Origin of the sequence: Acidisphaera sp. L21 (assembly GCF_009765685.1) — a bacterium.
In the GTDB taxonomy this organism is placed as follows: Bacteria; Pseudomonadota; Alphaproteobacteria; order Acetobacterales; family Acetobacteraceae; genus LMUY01.
Genome location: NZ_LMUY01000010.1, coordinates 24387 through 45842, shown reverse-complemented (window position 1 = coordinate 45842; position 21456 = coordinate 24387). Strand labels below are relative to the sequence as shown.

Sequence of the window (21456 nt, the reverse complement as noted above, 5' to 3'; positions counted from 1 at the left end):
GAAAATGCAACCTGCCGACCTTATCCTGCGCTGGCGGGCCGCCAAGTGTGGCGCGGGTTCCGCCAATCGATGCCATCGAGCATATAAGATAGCTGCGCCGCCGATATGCCTACGATTCCATCAGCCGGCGATGGCCACAGGAACCGGCCTTTCTCCAGCCGCTTGGCATACAGGGACATGCCGATACCGTCATGCCAGAGGACCTTGATGAGGTCGCCCCGAGCACCTCTAAACACATAAAGATCTCCGGCATGAGGATCACGGCCGAGGGCTTCCTGAACCTGCAGCGCCAGTCCGGTCATTCCGCGACGCATATCGGTCCGTCCGACAGCCAACCAGACACGCACGCTGGCAGGAAATGCAATCATCGCCGCTCCAGCGTATCCAGAACCAACCGAAGCGTCGCGGCCTTCACGCCCCCAGGCACACGAACCCGGTAACCATGGGGTAGATCGATCTCAATGACATCAGAGGCAACACCCGCTCCATCCCTGGCAGGTTCGTCCGGGGTCACCATGACCGGCACAAACTGCGGGCTACTCGTTGCAAGGCTCGTCTCACCAAAGCGCTTACGCCACGCGAACACCTGATTGCTGTTCACGTTGTATTGCCGCGCCACGATCGACACGGAAGCCCCCGGCGCAAACGACGCCGACACAATTTCCCTCTTCAGCATTTCGGGCCAAGACCGATGGCGCCGTTTCACCCTCAAACTTGTGTCCATAAGTGCATTTGTGGACACTTCTCACCGCCTCACCTAACCACGGGCTATCCTCCCCCAGTCATGCGCCGGATACCAGGCGGCCTCATACGGAGGGATACTTTGCGCTGACGCGCGGTCGCATAGCGACGAACGGTGTCGTAACCACCCTCAGCCTCCTGCGAATCGGTGCTGCCGCTCGCAAACCACGACCGACTCACAGGACTCAAGATGATCTTGGACGGCCACTGAGTGTTCATTGCGGGCCTTGTAATCCCGCTTCTGTCGTTGGAAAGCGGGCCTGGTCGAAGATAAGCCTAGCTCCCCCAACAAGCGTCCAGCCTTACCCACAACTTGCACGTAACGGCCCAAACTTCAGCATAGGTCAGACGTGGGAAGTGGTGAGCGTTGCAAGATTAAAAGATCAAGCTTTGGACCCAGGCCCCCGCTTCCGTTCCTCCATTTGTTTGGACCTCTCTGCTAAAGTCTCAGCTGCCCCAAACTCATCAATTAGGGCGAAAGAAGTCGCTGCACTTGCAAGGCCATCCATGTTGTTCCCGGTCCATAGGACTCTCCGGAAATTTGATCCTCCACAACCTTTAGCGGCACCCCTGTATCGACGTCACGCCATTCGGTGATGATCGAATGATAGGTATTTCCCTCAATGCCTTCACGCTCATGCGCAAGCTTTAGAGTACGGTAACTTCGCCCATCCACAACAAGTATCTCAGTCCCGCCATTGATGATGCTGTCGTTCCATTGCAATCCAGGTGCAGATCGGGTGATGAAGCTGCTGCGGGTTCCCTTTGGTCCGGCAACAGCAATCTTGAATGCCGGCAACGCGTCTCCGGCGCCAGGCCAGTTTGTCTTCCAGATGCCGAAATAGTAATCCCCACTCCCGTCAGGGCGGTTCATCCGGCAAAGCTCCGGAATGCCCGCCGCGATGCCAACAAAGTCGATATTGCCACTAGGCATTACGACCCGCGTCGGTGTGGCTGGGCAGGCCGCAGGGTCATTAGCCGCGGCAAAGGACGGACTATGCAGCGAAGCTAATGCGAATAGCCCAAGGCTTCCGCGCCGTGCCCAATTCGAAAGCGGGAGCATTCTACAATCCCAAAGCGGTTTTCGCATCCGTTTCAGTTCCCCCTGCCCGGAGACCCCATTCGTAGCTCAGCGCGGCACGCCTCCCCGAAGTCCAAAAGAAAGTTCATTTCTCCGCTTTGCGCAAGCGCTCGGATTTCATGAAGCGTTCAGTTGGGTTGCAGATACGTCTCAATAACGGCTTCCATGACTCGCTCCGCTGCCGTTACGACTGGCCGGTCGGCCCATAGACGCATTTTCGTTACCAATGCGTAGAGCCGCACCAAGTCACCAACGTCATCTTTCTCGTGGCTTAAAGCATCCCCGTAGAGGCGGCTGGCCTCGAGGCAAAGTCATTGAACAGGTCCAGCCGCTTGGCCTGCTCGGCTTCTCGACGTTTATCACGCATCTGTGCCTGTTGGGTCATCCAGGTCGTTGAGAACGACGTCAGGCCACCAATGCTAGCCCCAACCAGTCCGAATATTGCCGAGATGTAGGCTGCGTCCGTCTCAGATTATTCCGCGCCGTGATCAGCAACAACAAAGGCTGCTGCGGCGCCCTTGGCCGCGTACCGTGGCTGGCGACCGTAACTGCCATGCCTGTTTATCGAGCCCATCGGGCTCAAGCCGCATGTATTGCGAGCCAGGGAGCTTCTTCCCCAGGTTCGGGAAGAACGGCGCCGAATTCCATAACCTGCCCGGCCGCCACGTCGACCAGAATGACCAACATCTGGTCTTTGGGAGCATCGGTGATCCTGGCAAACATTTCCCAGAACTCGTTGAGCATCGTTTGTTGGATCGCGAGTTCGCGTCCCGCCCGGATCTCACCTTGTAGAACAGCCAATGGGCCTTCCTTGCCACCGCTGAAGCCGCAGCCGGATGGATACGTCTGAAAGCCGTAAGTGGTGACGGGATTGCGTAATGTGCATGCAGAGGTTGCGTGGAGCGGCCCCCATTTCGACGGGACACGAGCGTCGCCGCCGAAGCTGGCGTGGTGATTCGCAAGCTGCGTACACCACACCAATTCCTGTCAGAAGCCCAATACACAGATGTTTTGGCCCACGAGCCGCTCATCAGTATCATTAAGATTGCCGAGACGGATTCCCAGCCGTTCACGCCAAGTCCAGCCTCTCCACGTGAAGGCATTAGGGCCCTGGGTTTAGGTCATGTGATCGCTGGCGCTGGATTCGGTCGAGGCATGGCTCTCCCCGGCGCAGATGTTTTGAATGTCTGGCAGCCATCTGACGTTGAACATGACCGCCTTTTGACAGTTCGAATGTGGGAATGCGCTCGACAACAAATCCCTTGAGTATTCCAGCAGGGAAACATGTATTTGACGGCCCTCTCAATACGGCAGACATCTTTTTTGCGAACCGTCGCGCCCAGTATCTTGAGCACTACAATCTCACCGCGGCCGAGCTATGCGGTCGTCACCCAGGTCTGGTCCACGTGCAAATTGTCTTGCATGGCTCAACAGGCCCTTGGGCTGACCGCATAAGCTTCGGTGAGTCTGCTGGGGCGGTGACCGGCTTCAATTTTGTTGAGGAGTCAGAGCCTGAACCGCGCCTCAGCGTAGCCAAAGTCGTCAACGACTACATTGCCGGATGGCTGGCGAACGCTGGCGCGCTCATCGCATTTCGAAGGCGGGCGCGAGAAAGAGAGAGCTGCCAAGTCCAAGTTTCCTTGACACGAACATGTCTATGGATGCTTTCCCTGGGGATCTTTGATAAGGCATATGCTGCTCGTAAAGCAGGTTCATCGGCGGAGCATACTTATGTCCAACCTGACCTAATCACGGCTGACACCCCCTCGGGATCTACCAAGGTGTCACCGAGCAGGTGGCGATGTCGCGGACGCCGGGTGCTTATGGAACGGTGCAAATGCCGCGAGGTGCCGGCCCCGCCGCCTGGCTGAAACGTTGGAAGGCAGCTGCCCAAGTTTCTCCTTCGTGGCAGAAAACCATGTTTGCGGGGGACATTGACAACTCACCTGTTTATACATGGGGCCAGGGTGATAAGGACCTTGACCTATGAGACCGACACTCGAGGATCTTGCCGCGCCTCTAGACGGCGATATCCGTGAGGTCGGTGGAACGCTGTTAACTGGCCATACCGCTCATGGAAGAGGCACCCGCTTCCAACTTCTTCGCAGGAAGTCCATGGGTGAGATTACTATACGATACCGGATGAAAAGCGACTTGCTCTTCTGGTATCGAAAGGGGCTTGGTGTCGCCAATCTCAAAATAGACGGGCATCGATTGCATAAGTCGCTGTCAAGCACCGGAGACTCTACATTCATTCCGGCGGGCGCGCTCGTTGAGGGTGAATACGAGGTAGACCGCGACTGTGAGTACGTTGTTGTTTCTTTCGAGCCAAGCTTTGTCGTTGACAGCCTTGGCACTCGATTGAACCAGGTCCTCTCCGGCTCCAACGAATCCGTACTGCGTCACGGGATGGATTGGCTGTCGCGGGAGGTTGAATCGACGGATGGTGCCGTGTCAGTGTTCCTTGACCGACATTCCCCGGAGGGCGGCCGCGAAAAACGCCGCCAGTCCATCCACATCAGCAGTCGGTGACATGTGGCCCTCAGATATTCCTTGGCGTAGCCGCTCCGACAGCAACCTTCGCCACAGCTTCGAAGGCTGCGCTTGTGATCACGAACCGAGGTTAGTCCTGGCGGCAGGTGAGTGCCCGCGTGCTGGTTTGCTTGATGCCTTCCGCGCGCCGCAATAATATGATGGCTTACCGGGAGAAAACGCTGTGGCACGCCTTTCCGCTCGCCGAGACGAACCGAACGACACGCCCAGAGTGATTGCGTCGACCGGCGACATCCGGGACGCCTACGAAACGCTGGGCGTGATCCACTCGGTGCCAACCGGCAATGCGTGTTCCGAACATCATGTTCCTGCTTCGCCGTGGATGTGTTGACACGGCATGGGTGGACGCGAGGCATTCAACTGGTTGCCGAGCGGCTTGACCGATGCGGTGGCAACTTCACGGTCAGTGCCGATCTCGCAGGCCGTGTGATGATGAGGACGGGAGACGGTGCGACCATTCCCGGCGATCAACTGGCAAGTTGGCTGCTTAGAGGCATTTCCGCCAAGCCGGAGGGCTGATTGCCTTCATCCCCCAAGCGAGTCCGCAAGACCAACTTGCCCACGAAGGTCTGTGCCACCTGCGGCCGTCCGTTCACCTGGAGGCGGAAGTGGGCGAAGGTCTGGGAAGAGGTGCGCTATTGCTCCGATGCCTGTCGTGAAAGCCGCTCAAAACCTGGCCGTATCCTGCCGACCTTGTAATCGCGGAACGCCCCGGATAGTTGAGGCCTCCCACCGCAAAACAAACGGCTCAATCACGGGTACCGCACAAATCGTGATTGTCCCCATGTCGGCCCGGGCCGCGCTTTTGCGAGGTTCAACGTGCTGTGTCGTCACCTAGCCCGGCAAACCTCGGCGTTCGCGCCGGAGGACTCCTCCTCGTGCTTCATCTCGCTCAGGACGGGGTAAACCTCGCCGCGGAATTGCGACCGTGCCGGCGGCAAAGCCGCATTGTCTCCGGACGGGGCGTCATTCGGCTTCGCCTTGCCCAGCGCCTCCGCAGCTTCAATGGCGTCATCCTTCAGGTCGTCGCCGTATTGCCGGATCAGCGGAATAGCTTCCACGGCGTTGCGGCCGAGCCGCTCCATTTGACTGGCGGCGTCGGGATTGAGCGCGTGCGTCGCGGGCATCAGACCGATGACGGTCAGCATGATGAGGCCGATGCTCGTCTGGCCGTCGTTGGTGCCGTGGGAGAAGCTGACCGACGTGCAGGTCAGGATCAGCAGGCCGCGCAACCACCATACGGGCAGCTTGCCTTCCTCCGGCGGTTCGACCAAGTGGCCCTTGCGGAAAATCAGGCGGAGCACGCCATACGAGCCGCCCGCGCCGATCAGAACGAGCACGGGTGAAATGGCCCCGCCGAATGGGCCTGCGCGAGTTGGTGTAGATAACGGTGGCGACGCGTTCGACGTGTCGTGGAAGCCGTTAGTCGCCTCGAAAGCAGGACGCGGATGAAGCACTCGATCAGCATCGCCACAACGATGTCGGACGACGGCACGACATGGACGAGCATGCCGCCGCCCGGGGTCAAAACGGCAACGCGGGGGCAAAGTGAACGGATGACAGTTCGATGACATTGATCGGAGCGCGCGGAATCTCCGTGCCGACAAAACTTAACGGAACTATAATGTGGCGACGCATTCGGCCCGCAGACAACTTAGATGGGATTACCGCCATGGCCTTCGGCAGTGTCGTCGCCTGGATTGAATGCCGTTCGGCGGACGAGTTCGAGGGTGCGTTCGTGGCCGAAGCGGTTCGGCGAACGCCCGCCACGCGCACCTATGGCACGGCCGAAGACGCCCGGCGCTGGGTCGAGCAAGAGGCGGCCTTCATCGCCGCGCCCGTCAAGTGGGTGGAAGCGGCGCCCTTCTAATCATCGTTCTCCCTGGAGACGCTGCTCCTTCGCGATGCAAGCATCCTCGACGTTGCGCCAAGCTCCGCTTCGATGTCGGCGGTGAGGTCGGGGCTCGCCTTGCGAATTTGCCGGACGCGCAACATCACGCCGAGACGCATCGGTCTGAGGCGCTCCCAGGCTTCCAACAGGAGTAGATCGGCCATCGCGTTTCACGGGCTGCCAACGAGAGCCGCGAGCATCGCATTCGTCAACGGCGCCGAAGTGGTTTTCCCGTCGTTCAATCAACGTTCCTCCAGCACGCTGGGCAGCCGGATCGAGAACATAGAGCTTGGCACACGTCTGCGCGGTGACACCTGCGTGACGCAGCCGCTATCGAAACTGGCTGGCGCGACGCCGCACCTTGCGGTGTCATTTCCAAGAAATTCCAACCCACCGGCTCTAACCCCGCTTCCTCGTGCGACGGCGACGCGGCAATTTGGTGGCATGACCGCATCCTCCGAAATCGTCTTCGCCCCCGAGTTGAACTCGGAGACGGACGAGTTCCGACGCGTGCTGGTCGAGTCCGGCCTCGGCGCCTGGCGGCCTGTCGACGACCGCGAACGTCTCGCGGCCATGCTGACCGGCGCGAACCTGATCGTCACCGCCCGATTGCGATCTGCGGAGATGCCCTTGGTCGGCTTCGCCCGATGCCTGACCGACACCGCCTGGGCCTGCTACGTCGCCGACTTAGCCGTCTGCGCCTCCGCCCACGGCGCCGGGGTGGGTGCGGGCTTGATGGAGGAGGTGCGACGGCAGGTCGGCGACGGCGTCACGGTGCTCTTGGTGTCCGTACCGGACGCGGTCGGGTTCTACGAGCGAATCGGGATGCATCCGGTTCAAGACGCCTATTGGTATCGCCGCAGCAGGTGACCATTTCGACGATTGGTCCCGTTGCCTCCTGCCGACTCACCCCCGTCGGGCGACGTCGCCTTGTTGCTGCACCTCGACGACCTGCATCCGCAAAGCTTGCCGCTGGATGGAAATCCTGCAGCAGGCGATGCACTCGGTCCCGCTCGTTCACGAGCACCTGGACGCTGATGATGGTGCCGCCGGTGGCCAAGGCCCTTTTGTAGATTTCGACCCGCTCCCGAACAACCTCCACCCCGAACAGCCATCAAAAGAAGCCGCTGCCGGTCGGAGGCTCCGGTGCCTCCGCCACCTCTTCCAGACTGGCGCCGGACACCGGATGGCGTTTGATATCGGTCCTGGGAACGCCGATCCGCCGCGCTCTGCGGTGTCGTAGGCGACGAACACGGTTTCGTACGAAATGGTCCCACACTTCTCACCGGAACCTGGTGCATCAACTTCGGATGGTGCCAAGAGGTTCCGGACCGAGACCGTTGGACTACAACCTAGATCGTGATGCGCTCCGGGAACGAAGGACACGCCCAGTGCTTTCCTCGCGGCGGAGGCATCCACCCCCTTCAGCCCGGAAACCACCACCATGTCCGACACAACCGCGCCCGGCACGCTGCCCATTCTGCCCGCCCACATCGAAGACACGATCGCCGCCATCGCCAAGTTGCACGCTGACCACCGGCAGGAGGCCGGGGCACTTCAGCGCGTCGTCGACCGCTCGACCGCCTGGATTGGACGCCCCCGATTTGTCGCCGGATTGACCATTTGCGTGGCCCTTTGGGTCGCCGGGAACCTCGCCGCAGGTGCAATTGGAACGTCTGCCTGGGACGCGCCGCCCTTCGCGTGGTTGCAGGGCGCGCTCGGCCTGCTGGCGCTATACGTCACCGTCCTCATCCTGACCACCCAGCGGCGCGAGGACCAACTGGCGGGATATCGAGAACAACTCACCCTGGAGTTGGCGATCCTGGGGGAACAGAAATCGGCCAAGATCATCTCCCTGTTGGAGGAGATGCGACGCGACAGCACGACGCTGCACAACCGCGTGGACGAGGCGGCGGCGGCCATGTCCGTGCCCGCCGATCCGCAGGCGGTGTTGGACGCCATCAAGGAGACCGAGGTCGGAGGGCTGGAGACCATCGAAGAGGTTCTCGATGCTCAAGGGTCCGACGATCCCATCGTGGCCAAACTGCCGCACCCACCGAGTTCGTAATCGGCGCCAGACGCATACGGTGATGTCTCGCGTGGGACGATCTACGACCTGGACGTCACCGGCGTGGCCATGGCCTGCGTGTCCTATCTCAACCGGCAGTCCGGCGCACCTGCGCTACCTGGTGCAGCGCCTCCAACAGCGGCTGCCCAACGGAGCGCCGATCCTGATGGGCCTTGGCCCTCGGATGATTCGACTCTGAGCGATCTGGCAATCCAACGTTCCATTGGGGCCGATATCTTCGCCAGCCCCTGGCTGGCACCGTCTCGTCGTGCGTGGAAGCGGCGTGGGAGGCGGCGGGGCACTCTTCGGAGCCGCCGACCGGAGCGGGCACGAAGGCCGCTGCCTGACCAGGAAGATGAATCAATGGCGAATTGGTTGGGGCACTAAGTTGCCGAAAGTTCTCGACAATGGCATAGGTCCGAAGCGCCGGGAGACCACGCGGCGGGTTGCTTGCCTTGGACTTATGCCGTGCGTTCGGACGCAGCGACCGGCAGACAACAGAGGATCTCGCCGCCTTGCCAGATGGACCCGCCGAGAACCGCTCGGACCATGAACGTCGCCATCGCGCCATCTTCGACAGCGCAGTAGATTTCGGCATCGTCGCGACCGACACCGGGGGCGTCGTAACCGACTGGAATCCCGGAGCCGAGCGGATCTTCGGCTGGTCGTCGGCCGAGATGGTTGGCAAACCCGCAGAAGTCTTCTTCACGCCCGAAGATCGCACGGAAGGTCGCCCTTCCTACGAGATGAGGCAGTCGCTGGAAACGGGCCGAGCCAGCGACGAGCGTTGGCATCTCCGCAAGGACGGCTGCCGGTTCTGGGCCTCCGGCGAGATGATGCCCCTTCGCGACGAGAGGGGGGCGCACCTCGGTTACCTGAAGATCGTGCGGGATCGGACCCAGCAGCGGCTGGACGCCGAGAAGCAGCGGGCCGATGCCGAGTTCATGCGGGGGGTCCTGGCATCCTCCGCCGATTGCATCAAGGTGCTGGATTTGGCTGGCCACCTCCTCTTCATGTCCGAGGGCGGCATGCGAGTCATGGAAGTCCACGACTTCGAGGCCATTCGCGGCTGTCCGTGGCCGGATTTCTGGCATGGCCAGGGCAACGCAAATGCTTTGGCGGCACTGGAGGAGGCGCGAAACGGGCGTGTGGGCCACTTCCAGGGCATGGCCGAGACAATGGCCGGGAACGCTCGCCACTGGGATGTCCAAGTCACTCCCATTATGGGCGCGGACGCCAAGCCGGAGAAATTGCTGTCCGTCACCAGGGACATCACCGACCAGCGGCGCGCGGAGGCGGCCGAACGCGAGAGCGAGGCCCTCTACAAGCTGTCGGCTCAAGCGGCCAGCACCGGTGCTTGGGAATTGGACTTGCAGACGCGCGAATGCAGGCTTTCAGCCGAAATGGCCAGCCTGCTGGGAATGCCCGCAAAACGAATGACCGTCGCGGCGGACGATTGGCGGGACGCCATCCTCCCCGACTATCGTTCCCTCTTCGAGGCGGCTTTGGCGCGATCGGCCGACGGTCAACCGTTCGAATGCGAATTCCGGGTGGCGTTGAAGGACGGCGTGCGGCGAACTCTCTACGCCCGCGGCGCCGTGGCGTCTCCGGTCGACGGCGGCCTCCCCCACATCGTCGGGGTTTGCGTGGACGTGACCGAGCGCAGGCGTTCGCAAGAAGCTTTGCGCCAGAGCGAGGGCTACGTGCGGATGCTCCTCGACTCGATGTCCGAGGGCTTCTACGCCGTCGATCGGAACGGCGTGATGACCCTGTGCAACCCGGCGTTCCTTCGGAAGATCGGGTTCCGCAACGAGTCCGAGGCCCTGGGTCGCAGCTTGCACGACGTCATCCACCACACGCATCCAGACGGTTCGCATTACCCGGCGTCGGATTGTCCTATTTACACCTGCGCCATGACCGGTCGGGCCGCCCACGTCGTTGGGGAGTTGTTCTTTCGGCTCGACGGCTCGTCCTTCCCGGTCGAATACTGGGCGCAGCCGATCGAGCGCGACGGTATCGTCGAGGGCGCCGTGTGCACCTTCCTGGACATAACCGAACGTCTACGCGTCGAAGCGGCCATCAAGGAGAGCGAAGCCCGCTTCCGCCACCTCGCCGACAGTGCGCCGTCGCTGATCTGGATGACCGACACGGAAGGTCGATGGACCTTCGCCAACATGCATTTCGACCACGTGTTCGGTCGTCGCGCCGAAGACTTCCTCCACGGGGCATGGGACGAAGTTTTGGTCCCGGAGGACGTCCCGGTCCCTCGCGCGGAGTTCGCGAAGGCGAGGTCGGCCAGGCTCCCCTTCGCAGCGGAAGTCCGCGCCTACGATGCCGGTGGGCGGGTGCGTTGGCTACATTGCGAGTGCGTCGCCCGCACGGACGATTTGGGCAACTACCTCGGCTATACCTGCTGCGGTACCGACGTCACCGAAGCGCGCATGGCCGCGGCGGAGTTGGAGGCTCGCGTCGAAGCCCGCACCTCGGAATTGTCGGGTGCCCTGGATCGCCTGCGGTCGGAGACCGGCGACCGCGAGAAGGCGGAGGCTCAACTGCGCCAGAGCCAGAAGATGGAGGCGGTCGGCCAACTCACCGGCGGCTTGGCGCACGACTTCAACAACCTTCTGACCGGAATCGCGGGGAGCCTCGAACTTCTCAAAACGCGGATCGGACAGAAGCGCTACGACATGGTGGACCGCTACCTGGACGCTGCCAAGGGCGCCTCGGACCGGGCTGCCGCGTTGACCCACCGGCTGCCGGCGTACTCCAGGCAACAGACCCTGGCGCCTACGGCCGTGAACGCAAACGGTCTGGCGCGGAGCATGGAGGAACTGATCCGCCGCACGGTCGGCCCGGCCATCCAGGTGGATACGGACTACGCACCCGACCTGTGGACCACCCTGTGCGATCCGCATCAGTTGGAAAACGCCTTGCTCAACCTGTGCATCAACGCGCGTGACGCGATGCCGGATGGCGGCAGACTGACGATCCAGACACTCAATGCCGAACTACGCGGCGGTATCGCCACGGATCGCGACATGGCGCCGGGCGACTACGTGGAGGTTCGGGTCACCGACACCGGCGTCGGCATGTCGCCGGAGACCGTGGCCCGGGCATTCGAGCCGTTTTACACGACCAAGCCCATCGGTCAGGGCACCGGCTTGGGCTTGTCGATGATCTACGGTTTCGCCCGACAGAGCGGCGGCCAGGTGCGTATCCACTCCTCGTTGGGCGTCGGCACGACCATGCGGATCTACCTGCCGCGGCATGCTGGCGTCGCCGAAGATGCGCCGAAAGACGTCGCGCCTTCTCCGGCTGCACGTGCGGAAGCCGGAGAGACTGTGCTCGTGATCGACGACGAGGAGACCGTCCGGATGCTCGTGGGCGAAGTCCTGGCGGATCTTGGCTACGGCGTCTTGGAAGCCGAGACAGGCGCTGCGGGGCTTGAAATCCTTCAATCAGACGCGCGCATCGATCTTCTCGTAACCGACGTCGGATTGCCCGGTGGAATGAATGGACGCCAGGTGGCCGACGCGGCGCGCGCGATGCGGCCGGGGCTGAAGGTGCTTTACGTGACCGGCTATGCCGAGAGCGCCGTCATGGGTAGCGGTCGCCTGGAGACGGGCATGCACGTCATGGTCAAGCCATTCGCCCTGGATGACTTGGCAGCGCGTATCCGGGCGATAATCGAGGGTGAATAGTCACCGTTCCGCGAGGGATGCTGCCTTTCGTCGACCGTTTGAGTTGTGCAGTCTCAATTCTGGATACGTGCAATGACCCGGACCGCGTTGAGAGCGTTGGTGGCGGAAGACGATGCGATCGTCCGCATGCTCATGGTGGATACCCTTCAGGAGGACGGCTACGAGGTTTTGGAGGCCAAAGACGGCACGGATGCGTTCCGCTTGATGGATTCGCCGGATGATGTGCGGCTCATCGTCACCGACTTCCACATGCCCGGCTTCGACGGGGTCGAAGTCGCGCGTCGTGCTCGGGCCAGGCACCCAGCAATACCGTTGCTGTTCGTGTCCGCCCGATCCGACCTCTTGACCGCAGCGGGGGCACCGGAGCCTTACACCGCGTTGCGCAAGCCATTTACCATGGCCGAACTTTCCGAGGCTGTCAGCAAACTTACGGACGGCTTAAAAGGATAGGTCGCGCGTCGTCGCTAACCCCAGGCTGCGCTTCGGCGTAAAATCCCTTCCGTGATGGGAACGGACGCGCTTCAAATGTGGGAAATCTCCGCATCGCGCACAAAAGCCTGGCACACCCAGGATCTTCGGCACGGGACGGGCGTTCCAGACCAGACCCATTCATGAAGAGACATCCAATGTCAGGCATGCTCGCCCAGCCCCTCCGCTACACCCCGGACATGGAACAGCCCGCCGATGACGAGGCGCAGACCATTCAGAGCCTCACCGAAACCCTGGGTAAGATCAGCCAGACAACCTTTGAGAACTCCGGTCACGCCACGCGCAGCGTTCACGCGAAGGGCCATGGTCTTCTGCGCGGCAAGCTGACTGTTCTCGACAACTTGCCCGCTGAACTTGCCCAAGGACTGTTCGCGGAAGCGGCCGAATACGAGGTCGCCATGCGGTTCTCGACAATCCCTGGCGACGTCCTCGACGACAGCGTTTCCACGCCGCGCGGTCTCGCAATCAAGGTGGTTGGCGTCGAGGGTGCCCGACTGCCCGGCGGCGAGGACGACGTCACCCAGGATTTCGTCATGGCCAACGCCCCGGCGTTCAGCGCGCCTGATCCCAAGAAATTCCTCGCCAACCTCAAGATGCTGGCTGCCACGACGGACAAGGCGGAGGGGGCAAAAAAAATGCTGTCGGCCGTGGCAAGGGGCACGGAGTCGTTGCTCGAAGCCTTCGGAGGCAAAAGCCCGACGGTCACGACGATGGGTGGCCAACCCGAGACGAACATTCTCGGCGAGACCTACTATTCGCAAGCTCCGCTGCTCTACGGAGATTACGTCGCCAAGATCGGCGTGTTTCCGATCTTCGACCTATCGAAGCAGACCGGCGCGCCCGTTGAAGTAAACGATAATCCGGACGCGCTTCGCGACGCGGTGGCAGCCCATTTCGCGGTGAACGGCGGTGAATGGGAACTTCGCGTGCAGTTGCTGACGAACCCGGAGACGATGCCGATTGAGGATGCCTCCGTGATTTGGCCGGAAGATGAAAGTCCCTATCAGCCTGTCGCTCGTTTGACGGTGAAGCCGCAAGCTTCGTGGAGCGACGATGGTGTCAAATCCATCGACGACGGAATGGCATTCGGGCCGTGGCACGGTTTGGCCGCCCACCGGCCGTTGGGCGGGATCATGCGCTCGCGCAATACCACCTACACAAGTTCGGCGACCTTCAGGGGACAGCACAACGGCTGCCCGATGCACCAGCCGAAAGCGCTCCACGGAGCCTGAAGGGTGGGCCACCGGCGGCGGGTGCGCCGCTTGCCGGTGGTCGTCAGGCCTTCGGGCCATGTTTTTCGGACCTCTCGCTCGGCCTGGAACCCTCAACCCGCCCCCGCGTCTGGATCGCCGGCGCGTCATGCGTCAAGGACGATTTCAGGTTCAGGCGACAATCCTGAATTTGCCAAAGCGGATGGGAAACTCCAAATAAGCGCTCGGCGTTCCCGCACGTCGAAAGCTCGCGTGGACGAGTTGCCTTCGTGGATGGACGCCATGAACTACGGTTCCCTGGTATTCGCGGCTCCTGGGATAGCCGCCGTATCCTCGCCTGCAGTGGCCGACGAACTGGTCGCACGCAAGCCAGGCATCATGTGCAAGTCGCCCGAAATCCTTGGCAAGCTGACCCTGAGCGACGGCGACAGCCGAACGCATGCCCATCCAGGGCGGAGCGAGGACCTTGCTGCGGCGTCCGCAGGAGGATGCATCGACATCCCGCCCGCCGCAGTCGTGTCGGTCCAGCGGTCGTATAAGAACACATCTGTCGTGCTTTATCCGTCCGGAATCGGTGACGCGTATACAGTCCCGAACATCGATTTCGCGCACGCCAACGATGCCGAAGGGTCATCGACATCGCCGAATGGCATCCCGGCTGGTTACCATGTCGCGGAACAAATACCGGCCGGGATGCCGAATGGAGAGACTTTCGTCATCCTCGAAGACAGTGGGATTAGCTCGGCGATGCGCAAGCAGATGTGGGGTCAAGCCGACGACCCCGACATTTTATTCGATCCCGGAAGTTCGCAAGCACGCGAGTTTGCAGAGCATCCATTCCGGAATGCCCGCTTGCGCTTGGTGGATCCTTCGGGTGCCGTCGCCGCGGAGAAGGCCTTCACCGAACCCCTAGCAGAGATAAAGCCTGCTCCCTTGCGCGGAATGCCCGCACCAACCTTCTTCCTGACGGTCGACTACAGCACCGGCGCAGGTGGCTTCAGCGGTCCGGACACCACGATCCTCGTGCCTTCGGCGGCAAAGCTCGAACCCCTGCACTATCTCAGCGACTACGAGCGCAAGTCTGTCGAGATCAACTTGGCGCAAACGCTGCACGCCGGGTGGAAGGTCGTTGCCGGCCGCAGCGGCGCAGATGAAATCGAAGTTGTCGGTTGCAGGGGAAACGGGGGTCGCAGCCGATCTCGGTCTACGAGACCCTACGGTTGCAGGGTGGTCAGTGGGTCGGTCACTCACGGCAGCAAGCAGACTGCGGAGAGATCGAGGTATTCCCGGATCGGAAGAACTTTCCCTAACCGATGAAGCGACGCAATCTTGCGGCTAATCGCCATGCAATGTTGTCGTCGGATTGTCTTTCAAAATGGTTGGGCTATCTGCCGTCCGCAGGCGCTTTGGTCGGAATACGAGCGAGACGCTACCGCCCTGCACGGATGCGTTTGCTTCACCGGGCGGCGAATGCATCTACAATGCTCGTCACGGAAGTCATTATGGCGTCGCCCATGAAAGTCATGCTCTCTACGCTGCGCCGCCCAGCTTCGGCGTGTCCGGCGCCGCACGCGTCTTGGACTACGATTGGGATGAGGCCCAAATCCGCGCCGTGGCGGACCGTTGGCTCGATCCCGATCTCAGTCGCGATCCCCACGATTGCGAACGCCATCAAACCGCAATCCCGCAGAATGGTGGCCATCGGCGTGCCCTCGAAGGCGGAAAAGCCCAGTTTGTCGAGCACCACCTCGTCCTCGCGCGGCACCAATTCTGGGACGATGCCGAAGCCGGGGCTATCCCGCAGGAACCAGGGGCGAACCGCGTTCGGATCGGTGACCTTCTGCCACGCCATGGCTTGCCGGTAGCCGAAATGCCCCGTTAATTTGGGCGGCAATGACATGTGGCGGGTGAAGATCACGCGAACATCGGCTGCTCGGGCTGCGGCGAGAACCCCGGCCGCCTTCTCGATAATGGTGGCGCCGTCCGCGACTTGGCTTACGATGCCGATCTGCATGTCGTAGACCACCAGAGCCATGCGGTCGGGGCGGCAGAGGTCGGAGAGACCGGTCAGGACGTCCAGGCCGTGTTGGGTCTTCATGGGCGTGATGCCTCGCCGCGAGTGGAAAAGGCGAAGGCGACGTCGCGTCCGGCTTCGCGATTGATGGCCATGTGGATCCAGAGAGCACCGAGCGGCTCCAGGAGCCGGGCCGCCTTCAGTCCTCCCGCATCCACCGCGTGAAAGCCGAGGTCGGCCACCATCCCGAGCACTAGCGGTTTGCGACCGTCGTCGTCCCCGGCCACGAACATCAAGGGGGCGATGGGGAAACGGCCGGTGTCCTCCATCACCTCGAAGCCGACTTGGTTCAATGTCTTGTAAACCGACGCGCCCGGAGCCAGCCGGGCCACCTGCTCGGCGGCGGAAGCGTCGAAGCCCATGGCCAACTCCAGCCCGGCAGATCCCATTCGCATCGGGTTCGTCACGTCCACGATCACTCGACCGGCCAGGTCGCCAGCAGCTTCCAACGCGCCCGGCACCGCTGCGAACGGGAGCGCTAGCACGACCACGTCGGCTCCAATGGTTGCCTTGAGCACGGTTGCGACCTCCGCCCCACCGGCCGCGTCGGCGATGGGACCGTGTTTGGCAGTGCCCGGGTCCACCACCCCGTAGGCTATGGTGTGCCCGACGCGCGACCAGCCGCGACCGAGCGCGCCGCCGACGTTACCGGCACCCAGAATGGCGATCTTCAATCCATCCACTTTCGACCCCACGGACGTTCCCGGCCGCAGACTGGGCGATGGGTGGGCTTGCGTTCAACGCACCACTTGGTTCGTAGTCCGAGCGGGAGGGTCCGTCCGTGAAGCGTTTGCCGAAGACTTTCGGTTGCCCCGTCGAATTGAGCGTCCAAGTTTTGGGCGGCAAATGGAAGCCGGTTATCCTGGCGCGGCTGAAGGATGGCCCCTTGCGGTATGGGGAACTGCGTCGGCTCATCCCGCAGATCAGCGACAAGGTGCTAACCGAACGCTTGGCGGATCTGCAGCAGGCAGGATTGGTTGAACGAGACGCGGACGGCGGCGGCGGCTACGGTTTGAGCATGAGGGGGGCGTCACTGAGACCGGTGCTGCAGTCACTTTACGACTGGGGGACGGCGCAGGCTGGCGAGATGGGAGCCGTCATCCGGGCGGGTCGCTAGGAACCGAAAAGAAGCAACGCCTGCAGATTGAGTCGGTGCCGAGTTGCGTTGTCCATCATTATGCCACCCACGACGGCATGACCCAACCGAGCGTGCAGAAACCCACCAGAATGGCCACCTCGGTGTGATCCCCGCGCAGCGAAACGGCTCGGCTTTCGCTTACATGGCGGCCCTTCCGATGGATCCGCCGCCATCGACGAACAGGGTCTGACCCGTGATGTAGCTGGCATCCTCCGACATCACGAAAGCGACTGCGGAGGCGATCTCCTCCGGCCGAGCCAAACGCCGCATCGGAATGTTCGCGAGGAAGATGCGCTCGGCCTCGCTGCCAGCGGGCGTGGCGCGGCGGAACAATTCCGTCTCGACGGGACCCGGCGCGACCGAATTGACGGTGATCCCCGTCTCCGCCAACTCCAGCGCCCAGGTACGCGTGAAGCTTCCGAGCGCGGCCTTGCTGGCCGCGTAGGCGGTTCGGTTCACCATTCCCAAGGTCGCTAGGCTGGTGATGTTGACGATGCGTCCCCAGCCCTTGCGGCGCAGCGTCGGGAGTATCGCCTGGACGGCATTGATCGAGGGATGAAGGTTGAAGCGCATAAGGTCGTCGACGACACCAACATCGACCTCGCCGAGCCGCTGCATGGCGGCGGCACCGGCGTTGTTCACCACTCCATCGAACGAGTGACGTTGCGCCAATTCGTTGAATGCCTCCGCTGAAGCCTTTTCATCGCGGAGGTCGATCGAAACGAGTGTTCCGGGAAAAGACGAAAGCGGCTCGCGAGCCAGGCCGACGACGTGGTGTCCAATGTCGCCGAGATGCGTCGCTATAGCGAGGCCGATGCCCTTCGAAGCGCCGGTCACGAGAAAAGTACGCTCGACCATATTCGTTGATCCTGATTTGGCGGGTCGGCGGGAGGGTCGCTCGCGTCAAACCCGCAAACCAGCGTCGGTTTGCGGGCTGCGACCGAGTGTCGTGTCGTCCCGACCGCAATGCGTAGAGCGCGCCGCAACCCGCAGGTCGGCGAAAGGAAGAACTTATCGTTCTTCCAGGGCCTCCCCTAGTATTGGGACACGCCTCCGTCGACATCAAGCTCGATGCCGGTGATGTAGGCGCTGTCATCGGATGCCAGGAACACGGCCGCTTTGCCCAGGTCCGTCGGGGTGCCGAGCCGCGAAAGCGGGATCCTGGCGACGATTCCCGCGTGCGCTTCCGTCGGGATCAGTGATTCCAGACCCGGGGTCAGCGTGTGGCCAGGACTCAGCACGTTGATGCGGATGCCAAGTTCCTTCGTGTCCAGCAGCCATCCGCGGGTCAGATTGCGGACCGCCGCCTTGGTCGACGAGTAGACCGACATGCTGGGAATGCCGATCGAGGCGGCAATCGAGCCGGTGAAAATGACCGATGCTCCTTTCGACAGTAGCGGCAGGGCCTTCTGGAACGCGAACAGCAGGCCCTTGACGTTGACGTTGTAGGTCTTGTCGAAGTGCTCTTCGGTGATGTCACCGAGCTTCATGAACTCGTAGAACCCGGCGTTCAGCGCCAGCACGTCGATCCGCCCGGCCTTCTCCTTGACGGTCGCATAAAGGCGGTCGAGGTCGGTGAGCGCTCCGGCGTCGCCCTGGATAGCGATGGCGCCACCCCCGATCTCGGCCACGGCCCTCTCCAATTCCGACTGGCGGCGACCGGTGATGAACACCTGCGCGCCTTGGTTGGCGAACGCTTTGGCGATGCCGAGGCCGATGCCCGCGCTGGCGCCGGTCACGACCGCAACCTTGCCCGCTAGTTCTTTGGTCATTTTGCCGATCCTTCGATCTCAATCGTCGCGTGCCGCTCGTCAACCGGGCGGCACGGTGTCAGGCGCCGGGATCGGCGCCAGAACTCCAACATAGGAGAGGCATGAGACAGCGCGTACCCGACGAACGGGACTAACGTTTATTCCTGATTGGAATGCTACCGGGATGGACGGCTGCCTAGTGAGGAGGAGCGCTAGGATTTCGGCCGAATAAGTGACGCTGCGAAACTTGCGCTCGTGTCACTTGACGAGGGAAGACCATTCAAGGGCATATCCATCATTCCGGAGGGGAATGGGAATGAACCGCCTGGCCGCCATGGACGCCTTTGTGCGTGTCGTCGATACAGGTTCTTTTACGGATGCGGCCCGTCAGCTCCGTGTCGGCCAGCCAGCGATTTCCAAGATCATCGCGCAGCTTGAGGGCCGGGTCGGGGTAAGGCTTCTGCTCCGTACGACGCAAGGCCTCACGCCGACCGAGGCGGGCGAGAACTTTTACGAGCATGCCAAGCGGTCGGTCGAAGAGGCTGACGAAGCGGAACTCAAGGCCCGCGCGGCGGGCGCGGCGCTGTCCGGCCGCCTGCGGATCGGCGGCGCGGTCACCTTCTCCAGACTCTACGTCGTGCCCCGCCTACGCAGATTCCTGGCGATGCATCCTGCACTCGACATCGAAATGCTTCTCGACGACCGCAACATCGACCTGGTCGAAGCGGGTGTCGACCTTGCACTCAGGATGGGAGACCTGCCGGATTCGTCGCTGACGGCACGCAAGATCGGCAGCAGCCCGCGTATCGTCGTCGGCGCGCCCGCCTATCTGGAGGAGGCGGGCATTCCGGTGACACCGGCCGACCTCGCGGCGCACCAGTCGGTGATTTACAACCGACGTGGTGGAGGCATCGTATGGACCTTTACCCAAGGCACGTCCGAAAGCGCGGTGACGCTCAAGGGACGGGTTCGCCTGACGGCAGCCGAAGGCGTCCGGGAGGCGGTGATCTCGGGGTTGGGTCTGGCGGTCACCTCGGAATGGATGTTCTCGCCCGAGATTGTGTCCGGAAGCGTGGTCCGCGTGCTGGCGGACTGGTCCCTTCCGCAGATCGACCTTTGGGCCGTATTCCCGACGGGGCGCAACGTCAGCACGAAGGCGCGGGCATTCGCAACCTTCATCGAAGAAGAACTGCGGTCGTTCCCGCTTGATCCAGATGGGCAAGCGTAGGAACTTGGTCATTTCCGGTTGAGGAAACCCGGCCTTCTCCGGCACTTCCCTCCTACTTCGCCTGCCGCAGCAGTCAGACGGCGAAGCTTGCGGCCAGAGCGTTCGTGGAGCGTCTGGTGGGAGAGTCGAGCAAAGTCTGACCTGCGATTCGTCGAGACAAGAAATTGCTTTGAGCCTCAGTCGGCTACCTGATGATGCCCCCCGACCTCGACCCTTCGGTTCCGTCCCCCAGCGCGGCGAACCACTCGGCATATGGCGTCGTTCGAGCCATGCGACGGTTCCAATCCGGCGTCCCGTCCGTCCACCAAACCGCTCCCCGCTCGCCTAGTCCGACCTTGGCGTCATCCACCCTTTTTCGAGCCGCCTCTCGGGCCATGGAATCCCCCGCGCGCATGGCAACGCCCTTTGCGCGTCTGGCCGCCATCAACTCGCGCGTCAGCGCTTCGCTCTCATCAGCGGCGAGGTGCGGGTTGGAACAGCGCCACAATCGTCCGCGGACGACGAAATACCGGCCGTCCGGCGTGGTGGGATACCGCATGAACAGCAGTTCACCTGGGCGCGTGGCTTAGGTCCGGTGAGGGTATCCCGCCCAGCATGTCGGTGACGGCGTCGATGGCCGCCCACACCGCCTCGCCGCCGTTTGCCCGGCTCAACTTTCGTCGAAGCTGGTCGGACACGGCAACCGGCGACCGACCTCGCTGGTCGGACCTGGTGGAGGCGTAAATCGCGTCGTAGGTGGACCGGCTGACGTGCTGCATCATGGAACGGCAACGGCGGAGGTCGGGAGGAGTTCGCGGCAGAGAGCCCGCGCCCGTTCCGTAGGGAGCGTTCCAGGCAGGCCGCCGCCACCACGTTTACCCGGGTGCCGCCAAGGCACCATAGAGCTATCGAGCGCAATCTGCGCAGGGTGCGCCTTAGTTGTTTGGTCCCGGAATAAGGTGACGCGGGTTTAGTTGAAAGATGACTGGGGTTGTCATCCAGGCATGGCAGACGAATTCGAAAGGTGTCATCCACCCGAATAGACCTTAGGTGCTTGGCGAAATTGTATGCTGACACGAAAGCAAGGACGTAGGCTTTGAGGCTTTCAATGTCGCGATAGTGAAATAACCCGGCACACAAGCAATACCGTCGCTGGACACTCAGCGGCGATACCTATCCCCGAGGTCCTTCCATCCCGCGGCTAGGGCCCGGAGCGAACGCTAAGGGTCATACCCGTAAGTCCGGCTCCCACCGAGAGTTTGAATTTCTAGGGTACATGAGTTCCCGTCTTTTCGGCGTAGTCGTCGGACAGACGGAGTACGCTTCCGGCTTGCGATGGCAATGCAGCGACGCGGGAATTCACCGCCGCATGAGATTTCGGTTACGATTCCTTCTCATGTCAGATTGGTCGGAAATCGAAAACCCAAGCCTCGAACTGATTGCACAGACGTCGTAGGCTCCGGCGTGCTTGCGAATGTAGCGGCATACAGTCGACTGAGGCTGAACTCGCCGAAAACGCCCGTGCGGCGCTGATGGCGGAGCGGTGCTCGT

General features: G+C 62.1%; 24 protein-coding genes and 2 pseudogenes. 13 read left to right on the top strand and 13 right to left on the bottom strand.

Annotated features, from left to right (window positions below; genetic code table 11):
• Positions 1 to 20: 20 nt before the first annotated feature.
• From tnpB to GSQ76_RS02465, 4 genes are all read right to left on the bottom strand, one after another.
• The gene (gene tnpB / locus GSQ76_RS02480) at positions 21 to 368 is read right to left on the bottom strand and encodes an IS66 family insertion sequence element accessory protein TnpB (RefSeq protein WP_158742336.1); all 348 of its coding nucleotides are present in this window, start codon (positions 366 to 368) and stop codon (positions 21 to 23) included.
• Entirely contained in the window at positions 365 to 724 is a 360-nt protein-coding gene (tnpA, locus tag GSQ76_RS32550) for an IS66-like element accessory protein TnpA (RefSeq protein ID WP_408836158.1), read from the bottom strand. The genes tnpB and tnpA overlap by 4 nt, the downstream gene beginning before the upstream one ends.
• A 486-nt stretch (positions 725 to 1210) precedes the next feature.
• Positions 1211 to 1675 (bottom strand): hypothetical protein, encoded by a 465-nt coding sequence (locus tag GSQ76_RS02470; protein ID WP_158742334.1) that lies wholly within the window; start codon positions 1673 to 1675, stop codon positions 1211 to 1213.
• Between the two features lie 726 nt (positions 1676 to 2401).
• Entirely contained in the window at positions 2402 to 2623 is a 222-nt protein-coding gene (locus GSQ76_RS02465; protein ID WP_158742333.1) for a hypothetical protein, read from the bottom strand.
• Positions 2624 to 3054: 431 nt separating this feature from the next.
• Here GSQ76_RS02465 and GSQ76_RS32545 point away from each other — a divergent pair.
• The 4 genes and pseudogenes from GSQ76_RS32545 to GSQ76_RS02445 all read left to right on the top strand — a co-directional run.
• Positions 3055 to 3693: pseudogene (locus GSQ76_RS32545) on the top strand (CoA transferase); the annotation flags it as partial.
• Between the two features lie 115 nt (positions 3694 to 3808).
• Positions 3809 to 4354: a hypothetical protein gene (locus GSQ76_RS02455; protein WP_158742331.1), complete on the top strand. Its 546-nt coding sequence runs from the start codon at positions 3809 to 3811 to the stop codon at positions 4352 to 4354.
• A 309-nt stretch (positions 4355 to 4663) separates the two neighbouring features.
• Positions 4664 to 4894, top strand: a complete 231-nt coding sequence (locus GSQ76_RS32540) for a hypothetical protein (protein WP_408836155.1) — start codon at positions 4664 to 4666, stop codon at positions 4892 to 4894.
• Positions 4895 to 5074: a DUF2256 domain-containing protein gene (locus tag GSQ76_RS02445; protein WP_158742329.1), complete on the top strand. Its 180-nt coding sequence runs from the start codon at positions 4895 to 4897 to the stop codon at positions 5072 to 5074.
• 131 nt (positions 5075 to 5205) lie between these two features.
• Here GSQ76_RS02445 and GSQ76_RS02440 read toward each other — a convergent pair whose 3' ends face one another.
• Complete coding sequence (locus tag GSQ76_RS02440) at positions 5206 to 5715, bottom strand: hypothetical protein (RefSeq protein WP_158742328.1); 510 nt, start codon at positions 5713 to 5715, stop codon at positions 5206 to 5208.
• Positions 5716 to 6047: 332 nt separating this feature from the next.
• On the opposite strand from GSQ76_RS02440, the gene GSQ76_RS02435 reads away from it, so the two are divergent.
• Entirely contained in the window at positions 6048 to 6245 is a 198-nt protein-coding gene (locus tag GSQ76_RS02435) for a hypothetical protein (protein WP_158742327.1), read from the top strand.
• On the opposite strand, the gene GSQ76_RS02430 is transcribed toward GSQ76_RS02435, so the two are convergent.
• Positions 6242 to 6430, bottom strand: coding sequence for a hypothetical protein (locus GSQ76_RS02430; protein ID WP_158742326.1), 189 nt, complete (start codon positions 6428 to 6430; stop codon positions 6242 to 6244). The two genes, GSQ76_RS02435 and GSQ76_RS02430, sit on opposite strands and share 4 nt — an antisense overlap.
• A 280-nt stretch (positions 6431 to 6710) precedes the next feature.
• On the opposite strand from GSQ76_RS02430, the gene GSQ76_RS02425 reads away from it, so the two are divergent.
• From GSQ76_RS02425 to GSQ76_RS02400, 6 genes are all read left to right on the top strand, one after another.
• Positions 6711 to 7136: a GNAT family N-acetyltransferase gene (locus GSQ76_RS02425; protein ID WP_158742325.1), complete on the top strand. Its 426-nt coding sequence runs from the start codon at positions 6711 to 6713 to the stop codon at positions 7134 to 7136.
• Positions 7137 to 7710: 574 nt separating this feature from the next.
• Entirely contained in the window at positions 7711 to 8334 is a 624-nt protein-coding gene (locus tag GSQ76_RS02420) for a DUF1003 domain-containing protein (protein WP_158742324.1), read from the top strand.
• 446 nt (positions 8335 to 8780) lie between these two features.
• Positions 8781 to 12035, top strand: coding sequence for a PAS domain S-box protein (locus tag GSQ76_RS02415; RefSeq protein WP_216850856.1), 3255 nt, complete (start codon positions 8781 to 8783; stop codon positions 12033 to 12035).
• 72 nt (positions 12036 to 12107) lie between these two features.
• The gene (locus GSQ76_RS02410; RefSeq protein WP_158742322.1) at positions 12108 to 12485 is read left to right on the top strand and encodes a response regulator; all 378 of its coding nucleotides are present in this window, start codon (positions 12108 to 12110) and stop codon (positions 12483 to 12485) included.
• A 176-nt stretch (positions 12486 to 12661) separates the two neighbouring features.
• Complete coding sequence (locus GSQ76_RS02405) at positions 12662 to 13756, top strand: catalase family protein (protein WP_158742321.1); 1095 nt, start codon at positions 12662 to 12664, stop codon at positions 13754 to 13756.
• Between the two features lie 261 nt (positions 13757 to 14017).
• The gene (locus GSQ76_RS02400; RefSeq protein ID WP_158742320.1) at positions 14018 to 15052 is read left to right on the top strand and encodes a hypothetical protein; all 1035 of its coding nucleotides are present in this window, start codon (positions 14018 to 14020) and stop codon (positions 15050 to 15052) included.
• 139 nt (positions 15053 to 15191) lie between these two features.
• On the opposite strand, the gene GSQ76_RS02395 is transcribed toward GSQ76_RS02400, so the two are convergent.
• On the bottom strand, positions 15192 to 15833 hold the full coding sequence (locus GSQ76_RS02395) for a cysteine hydrolase (RefSeq protein ID WP_158742319.1): 642 nt from the start codon (positions 15831 to 15833) through the stop codon (positions 15192 to 15194).
• Complete coding sequence (locus tag GSQ76_RS02390) at positions 15830 to 16504, bottom strand: NADPH-dependent F420 reductase (protein WP_216850855.1); 675 nt, start codon at positions 16502 to 16504, stop codon at positions 15830 to 15832. The genes GSQ76_RS02395 and GSQ76_RS02390 overlap by 4 nt, the downstream gene beginning before the upstream one ends.
• Positions 16505 to 16590: 86 nt before the next feature.
• On the opposite strand from GSQ76_RS02390, the gene GSQ76_RS02385 reads away from it, so the two are divergent.
• Positions 16591 to 16926, top strand: a complete 336-nt coding sequence (locus GSQ76_RS02385) for a helix-turn-helix domain-containing protein (RefSeq protein ID WP_158742318.1) — start codon at positions 16591 to 16593, stop codon at positions 16924 to 16926.
• Positions 16927 to 17085: 159 nt separating this feature from the next.
• Here the strand turns inward: GSQ76_RS02385 and GSQ76_RS02380 are convergent, their stop codons facing one another.
• Positions 17086 to 17805, bottom strand: a complete 720-nt coding sequence (locus tag GSQ76_RS02380; protein ID WP_158742317.1) for an SDR family oxidoreductase — start codon at positions 17803 to 17805, stop codon at positions 17086 to 17088.
• Between the two features lie 176 nt (positions 17806 to 17981).
• Entirely contained in the window at positions 17982 to 18686 is a 705-nt protein-coding gene (locus GSQ76_RS02375) for an SDR family NAD(P)-dependent oxidoreductase (protein ID WP_254070200.1), read from the bottom strand.
• A gap of 328 nt (positions 18687 to 19014) precedes the next feature.
• Between GSQ76_RS02375 and GSQ76_RS02370 the strand changes: the two genes are divergently transcribed.
• On the top strand, positions 19015 to 19926 hold the full coding sequence (locus tag GSQ76_RS02370; protein ID WP_158742315.1) for a LysR family transcriptional regulator: 912 nt from the start codon (positions 19015 to 19017) through the stop codon (positions 19924 to 19926).
• 184 nt (positions 19927 to 20110) lie between these two features.
• On the opposite strand, the gene GSQ76_RS02365 is transcribed toward GSQ76_RS02370, so the two are convergent.
• The 3 genes and pseudogenes from GSQ76_RS02365 to GSQ76_RS31575 all read right to left on the bottom strand — a co-directional run.
• The gene (locus GSQ76_RS02365) at positions 20111 to 20464 is read right to left on the bottom strand and encodes a hypothetical protein (RefSeq protein ID WP_158742314.1); all 354 of its coding nucleotides are present in this window, start codon (positions 20462 to 20464) and stop codon (positions 20111 to 20113) included.
• Between the two features lie 10 nt (positions 20465 to 20474).
• Positions 20475 to 20687, bottom strand: a complete 213-nt coding sequence (locus GSQ76_RS02360; RefSeq protein ID WP_158742313.1) for a hypothetical protein — start codon at positions 20685 to 20687, stop codon at positions 20475 to 20477.
• 153 nt (positions 20688 to 20840) lie between these two features.
• Positions 20841 to 21033: pseudogene (locus tag GSQ76_RS31575) on the bottom strand (IS481 family transposase); the annotation flags it as partial.
• Positions 21034 to 21456 lie beyond the last annotated feature (423 nt).

Coding starts and splice junctions, on each gene's coding strand:
- tnpB (WP_158742336.1), bottom strand. CDS start 368: ATGATTGCATTTCCTGCCAGCGTGCGTGTCTGGTTGGCTGTCGGACGG.
- tnpA (WP_408836158.1), bottom strand. CDS start 724: ATGGACACAAGTTTGAGGGTGAAACGGCGCCATCGGTCTTGGCCCGAA.
- GSQ76_RS02470 (WP_158742334.1), bottom strand. CDS start 1,675: ATGCCTAGTGGCAATATCGACTTTGTTGGCATCGCGGCGGGCATTCCG.
- GSQ76_RS02455 (WP_158742331.1), top strand. CDS start 3,809: ATGAGACCGACACTCGAGGATCTTGCCGCGCCTCTAGACGGCGATATC.
- GSQ76_RS02435 (WP_158742327.1), top strand. CDS start 6,048: ATGGCCTTCGGCAGTGTCGTCGCCTGGATTGAATGCCGTTCGGCGGAC.
- GSQ76_RS02430 (WP_158742326.1), bottom strand. CDS start 6,430: ATGGCCGATCTACTCCTGTTGGAAGCCTGGGAGCGCCTCAGACCGATG.
- GSQ76_RS02425 (WP_158742325.1), top strand. CDS start 6,711: ATGACCGCATCCTCCGAAATCGTCTTCGCCCCCGAGTTGAACTCGGAG.
- GSQ76_RS02420 (WP_158742324.1), top strand. CDS start 7,711: ATGTCCGACACAACCGCGCCCGGCACGCTGCCCATTCTGCCCGCCCAC.
- GSQ76_RS02410 (WP_158742322.1), top strand. CDS start 12,108: ATGACCCGGACCGCGTTGAGAGCGTTGGTGGCGGAAGACGATGCGATC.
- GSQ76_RS02405 (WP_158742321.1), top strand. CDS start 12,662: ATGTCAGGCATGCTCGCCCAGCCCCTCCGCTACACCCCGGACATGGAA.
- GSQ76_RS02400 (WP_158742320.1), top strand. CDS start 14,018: ATGAACTACGGTTCCCTGGTATTCGCGGCTCCTGGGATAGCCGCCGTA.
- GSQ76_RS02395 (WP_158742319.1), bottom strand. CDS start 15,833: ATGAAGACCCAACACGGCCTGGACGTCCTGACCGGTCTCTCCGACCTC.
- GSQ76_RS02380 (WP_158742317.1), bottom strand. CDS start 17,805: ATGGTCGAGCGTACTTTTCTCGTGACCGGCGCTTCGAAGGGCATCGGC.
- GSQ76_RS02370 (WP_158742315.1), top strand. CDS start 19,015: ATGAACCGCCTGGCCGCCATGGACGCCTTTGTGCGTGTCGTCGATACA.
- GSQ76_RS02365 (WP_158742314.1), bottom strand. CDS start 20,464: ATGCGGTATCCCACCACGCCGGACGGCCGGTATTTCGTCGTCCGCGGA.
- GSQ76_RS02360 (WP_158742313.1), bottom strand. CDS start 20,687: ATGATGCAGCACGTCAGCCGGTCCACCTACGACGCGATTTACGCCTCC.